Consider the following 5630-nt stretch of genomic DNA (forward strand, 5'->3'; position numbering starts at 1 on the left):
TTCGCTGACTTGCGGGAGGACCCACTGCCATGAACCTTGAGCAAGGCCACAGCGGTCTCGTTACCCCCCAGCGTAGCCGTCTCCTCTCTCTGGACTGGTATCGCACCCTGCGCGGCTCCTCCAGGCATGCCTTCTGGGCCGCCTTCCTCGGCTACGCCCTCGATGCCTTCGACTACCAGATCTTTTCCTTCGTGCTGACGGCCACGGCGGCGGCCTTCGGGCTGACGACCGGTCAGTCGGGCCTGATTGCCACGGTGACGCTGGTCGTCTCGGCCTTCGGCGGCATTCTGGCCGGCGTCTTTGCTGACCTGATCGGGCGTGTCCGCACCTTGATGCTGACGATTGCCGTCTATTCGCTCTTTACTTTCCTCTCGGGCCTGGCGCCCAACTACGGCTTCCTGCTCCTGTTCCGCTCGCTCCAGGGTCTGGGCTTCGGTGGCGAGTGGGCCGCCGGCGCCATTCTCATCGCTGAGGTGGCCGATCCGGCCCAGCGCGGGCGTGTCTTGGGGATGGTACAAAGCTCGTGGGCTGTCGGCTGGGGTCTGGCCCTCGTCGCCTATACCCTGGTCTTCTCCTTCTTCCCGGTCTCCATCGCCTGGCGCATCTCCTTCTGCCTGGGCATCTTGCCCGGACTTCTGACCCTCTATGTGCGCTCGCGCGTGCCGGAGCCGGAGGTCTTTGTCCAGACGCGCGCCGCTGAGCAGCAGGCCGCCGGGGACCGGATGCCCAGTACCCGCAGCTCGCTGTTGCAGATCTTTCAGCCGGACCTGCTTGGGCGCACGCTGCCAGCCACCTTGCTGGCCATTGGGGCCCAGGGCGGCTATTATGCGATCTTTACCTGGCTGCCGACCTTCCTGAAGACGGTGCGCCATCTCTCGGTGGTGGGCAGCGCTCCCTATCTGGCGGTGGTCATTATCGGCTCCTTCGTGGGCTATGTGACCAGCGGCTATATCAATGACTGGCTGGGCCGCCGTCCGACCTTTGCCATCTACGCTATTTGTAGCGCCGCCTTGATTTTCCTCTACACCCAGATTCCGAGCGGCGCGAATGGGCTGCTGCTGGTCCTGGGGGCGCCGCTGGGCTTCTTTGCTTCGGGCATCTTCAGCGGCTTCGGCTCTTTCCTGGCGGAGATCTTCCCGTCGCGGGCCCGCGGGGCTGGCCAGGGCTTCTGCTACAATTTCGGGCGTGGCGTGGGGGCCTTCTTCCCGACGATCATTGGCTTCCTCTCGGGAGCTATTGGCCTGGGGGGCGCCATCGGCTTCGGTGCCTGTGCTTATGCCCTCTGCCTGATCGCTCTCCTGCTGCTGCCGGAGACGCGCGGCAAGCGTCTGGTGGCCGTCGATTAGGCCGCGCCGCTGACTCGTTGCCGTGCTTTGCCTTCCTTCCTTGATCTGAAAGGAGGTTCTGACGACTGCCATGCAGATGGAAGAACTCGCTCGCCTGAGCGCGGCGGAGGCGCGCCAGCTGATCCGCGCGGGCCGCTGGCGCCGTCCAACAACCGGGCTGGCCCTGGGCCATGTCCAGGCCAATCTGGTGATTCTGCCCGCCGACTGGGCTGAGGAGTTTGCTGAATTCTGTCGGCGCAATTCCCAGGCTCTTCCTCTGCTGGAAATGACGGCCCCAGGCGACCCTGAGCCGCGCCGCCTGGCGCCCGGGGCCGATCTGCGCACCGATCTGCCGCGTTACCGTGTCTATCGCCAGGGCCGGCTGGTCGAAGAGCGGGAGGATCTCCTCCCGCTCTGGCGTCCCGATCTGGTGGCTTTCCTGCTTGGCTGCTCCTTCTCGGCGGAGCGCGCCTTGCTGGAGGCCGGGGTCCGTCTGCGTCATCTGGAGGAAGGGCGCAACGTGGCCATGTATCGCACGAGCCGACCCTGTCAGGCCACGGCTCGCTTGCATGGGCCGCTGGTAGTGAGCATGCGCCCGATCAAAGGCGACCAGGTGGCGCGGGCCAGCGAGGTGACGGCGTGCTATCCGCTGGCGCATGGGGCGCCGGTGCATTGCGGCGAGCCGCTGGCCCTGGGCATTGCCGATCTGGGACGGCCCGACTGGGGCGATCCCATCGCCGTGGCCCCCGACGAGGTGCCGGTCTTTTGGGCCTGTGGCGTCACACCGCAGGCGGTGATCATGGAGAGTCAGCCGCCGCTTGCTATCACTCACGCCCCGGGATATATGTTTATTACCGATTGGCGCGACCAGGAGATCGACCAGCGCACGAGCACGAACCCGCGCTGAGCGCGTGAGGTGGGCCGGGCCGGGCCGGGCTGGACAGGTCGGGGTCATCGGCGCTGTGCTGGCCTGGCTCGCCTGCTGCTTGTCGTAGGAGAGGAGAGAGGACTGTCGAGGAGTACAGGAATGACTGCAATTCTTGCCGGAGTTGATACGGGAGGCACGTTTACCGATCTGGTGCTCTTTCAGGAGGGAAAGCTGCGCGTTCATAAGGTCTTCTCGACCCCGCATGATCCGTCGCAGGCCATTCTGGAGGGGCTTCAGGAGCTGGGGGCGTTGCCGCGCCTGCGCACGCTGGTGCATGGCTCAACGGTGGCCACCAATGCCGTGCTGGAGGGCAAGGGGGCCCGCACCGGCCTGATTACCACGGCGGGCTTCCGCGACGTGTTGGAGATCGGGCGGCAGACGCGGCCCAGCCTCTACAATCTGCGCGTGCAGAAGGTGCCGCCGCTGGTGCCGCGGGCGCGGCGGGTCGAGGTTGTCGAGCGGCTCAATGAGCGCGGTGAGGTGCTCATTCCCCTGGATGAGGGATCGCTCGAAGAGGCCCTGGCCACGCTGGCGCGCGAAGAAGTGGAGGCGGTGGCCGTGGTGCTGCTCTTTAGCTTCGCCAATCCAGCCCATGAGCGGCGCGTGGCCGAGGCGGCCCGCCAGCGGGGCTGGTACGTCTCGGCCTCGGCGGAGGTCCTGCCGGAGTTCCGCGAGTACGAGCGCACCAGTACGCTGGTGCTCAATGCCTATGTGGGGCCGCTGATCGATCGCTATCTGGGCCAGCTGGAGCAGGCGCTGCCGGCGGGCACGGGCCTGCGCATCATGCAGTCAAACGGCGGCTCGATATCGAGCGCGATGGCGCGGCGTGAGGCGGCGCGGACCTTGCTCTCTGGTCCGGCGGCGGGCGTGGTGGGGGCGCGCTTTGTGGCCCGGGCCTCGGGCATCGAGCGGCTGATTGCCCTCGATATCGGCGGCACGTCGACCGATGTCTCGCTGGTCGATGGGGCGATTACAGAGACGACTGATGGGCGTATTGGAGGCCATCCGACGAAGCTGCCGATGATCGATATCCATACGGTGGGGGCCGGCGGGGGCAGCCTGGCCTGGTTCGATCTGGGTGGCGCCCTGCGCGTGGGGCCGCGCTCGGCGGGAGCTGTGCCGGGGCCGGCGGCCTACGGACGCGGCGGAACGGAGGCCACCGTGACCGATGCGCATGTGGTGCTCGGGCGCCTGTTGCCTGATGCCTTCCTGGGCGGCAGCCGGCGTCTGGATGTCGTCCAGGCGCGCCAGGCGGTGGGGCGCATCGCTGCCCGGCTGGGGTCGTCGCTGGAGGAGGCGGCCCTTGGTATCGTGCGCATTGCCAATGCCAATATGGAGGCGGCCATTCGCCTGATCTCTGTTGAACGTGGGCTTGATCCGCGTCACTTTACGCTGGTCGCCTTTGGGGGGGCTGGTCCCCTGCATGCCTGCGAGCTGGCGGCGTCCCTCTCGATCCCGCGCGTGCTCGTCCCGGCGGCTCCGGGGGTGCTCTCGGCCCTCGGCATGCTGGTGGCCGACGTGCTCAAGGACTACGTGCGCACGCTGATGCTGCCCATTGATCAGGAGCAGGCTCAGGCTACCGTTGAGGAGGCGCTACTGGCTCTGGAGGAGCAGGGGCGGGCCGATCTGTTGGCTGAGGGCTTCGCGGGGGAGCGGATTCAGATCGAGCGCTATCTCGATCTGCGCTATGTCGGCCAGTCGTACGAGCTGACCATTCCTTTCGGCGGCGACTGCGCGCGCGCGGCTCAGCAGTTCCATCTGGCCCATGAGCAGCGCTTTGGCTACAGCGATCCCAATGAGCCGGTGCAGGTAGTCAACGTCCGTCTCAAGGCGCGCGGCCTGGTTGAGCCGCCGGTGCTGGAGCGTCAGCCGCTGCAGCCGGAGGCGGTGGTTCAGCCGCTGGAACGGCGCCAGGTCATTTTTGCCGGCGAGGCCGGGCCGGTGGCGCATGAGGCGGCTATCTATGAGCGGAGCGCGCTGGTGCCGGGAGTACAGTTCGTCGGTCCGGCCATTGTCACCCAATACGACACGACGACCGTGGTGCCGCCAGGCTGGCGGGCGCGCGTCGATGCCGTTGGCAATCTCTTAATTGAGCTGGCCGGCGATGGCCCGGCGGGCGTGCAGCAGCTCCAGCAGCAGCGCCGTCAGCCCGCGCAGGCCGCTTCAGCCCAGCTTGCTGAGGAGGGGTCGCACGTATGGTAGATGCCATCAGTCTGGAGATCTTTCGCAGCGCCTTGACGGCCATTGCCGAGGAGATGGGGGCCGTGCTGATGCGCAGCAGCTACTCGCCCAATATCAAGGAGCGGCGCGACTTCTCCTGCGCCCTCTTTGATGCCCGCGGACGCCTGGTGGCCCAGGCGGCCCATATCCCGGTCCATCTCGGCTCGATGCCCGATTCGGTGGCCGAGGCCCTGGTGGCCTTCGATCATTTTGCGCCTGGCGATATTATTGCTCTCAACGATCCGTTTCTGGGGGGCACGCATCTGCCCGATATCACGTTGATTGCGCCGATCTTTGTCGAGGTCGAGGAGGAGCAGCGCCTGATCGGCTTTGCAGCCAACCGCGCCCATCATGCCGACGTCGGGGGGATGGCGCCGGGGTCGATGCCGCTGGCGACCGAGATCTATCAGGAGGGGCTGATTATTCCCCCGCTCAAGCTGTGGGAGGCGGGTCAGCCTAATCGGGCCTTGCTGGCGCTACTCTTGCGCAATGTGCGCACGCCCGATGAGCGCCGCGGCGACCTGGCGGCCCAGGTGGCGGCCAATCGGACGGCGGCCCGTCGCCTGCAGGAGCTGGTCGATCGCTGGGGCCTGGCGGCTCTGGAGGAGCATGTGGAGGCGCTGATCGACTATGCGGCGCGTATGGCGCGGGCCACCATTGCCGCCATTCCCGATGGCTGCTATCGCTTTACCGACTATCTGGATGATGACGGGGTGACGGGCGAGGGCATTCCGATTGCGGTGACGGTGACGGTGCGTGGCAGCGAGTTGACGGTGGACTTTACGGGGAGCGCTCCCCAGGTGCGCGGCAATGTCAATACGGTGGCCTCGGTGGCGCGTTCGGCGACCTATTATGTGGTGCGCTGCCTGATGCCGGAGGATGCGCCGATGAATCACGGGACGTTCGCGCCGGTGACGGTGATTGCGCCGCGGGGCTCGGTGGTCAATGCGCGTCCGCCGGCGGCGGTGGCCCAGGGCAATGTCGAGACGTCGCAGCGCCTGGTCGATGCGATCTTTGGGGCCTTGGCGCAGGCGTTGCCGGAGGTGGTGCCGGCGGCCAGCCAGGGGACGATGAATAATATTGCTGCCGGGGGGATCGATCCGCGGACGCAGCAGCCCTTTGCTTACTATGAGACAATGGGGGGTGGCATGGGGGCC

Annotated in this window: 4 protein-coding genes; all 4 read left to right on the top strand. The window is 66.7% G+C overall.

The annotated features are described in order from the left end of the window. Positions 1–29: 29 nt before the first annotated feature. Complete coding sequence (locus tag IRZ31_RS19770) at positions 30–1346, top strand: MFS transporter (protein ID WP_084659184.1); 1317 nt, start codon at positions 30–32, stop codon at positions 1344–1346. 70 nt (positions 1347–1416) lie between these two features. Then, a complete protein-coding gene (locus IRZ31_RS19775; RefSeq protein WP_218104127.1) occupies positions 1417–2232 on the top strand; it encodes a putative hydro-lyase in 816 nt (271 codons plus the stop codon). A 120-nt stretch (positions 2233–2352) separates the two neighbouring features. Then, a complete protein-coding gene (locus tag IRZ31_RS19780) occupies positions 2353–4455 on the top strand; it encodes a hydantoinase/oxoprolinase family protein (protein WP_297156984.1) in 2103 nt (700 codons plus the stop codon). Further along, positions 4449–5630, top strand: a 1182-nt coding sequence (locus IRZ31_RS19785; RefSeq protein WP_297156987.1) for a hydantoinase B/oxoprolinase family protein, incomplete at its 3' end; no start/stop codon positions are given. The genes IRZ31_RS19780 and IRZ31_RS19785, both read left to right, overlap by 7 nt.

The organism is Thermogemmatispora sp., from assembly GCF_019683635.1.
Classification (GTDB): Bacteria; Chloroflexota; Ktedonobacteria; order Ktedonobacterales; family Ktedonobacteraceae; genus Thermogemmatispora.

Bases quoted from the DNA above. Each gene is read 5' to 3' on its own strand.
- IRZ31_RS19770 (WP_084659184.1), top strand. From the start codon at position 30: ATGAACCTTGAGCAAGGCCACAGCGGTCTCGTTACCCCCCAGCGTAGC.
- IRZ31_RS19775 (WP_218104127.1), top strand. From the start codon at position 1,417: ATGCAGATGGAAGAACTCGCTCGCCTGAGCGCGGCGGAGGCGCGCCAG.
- IRZ31_RS19780 (WP_297156984.1), top strand. From the start codon at position 2,353: ATGACTGCAATTCTTGCCGGAGTTGATACGGGAGGCACGTTTACCGAT.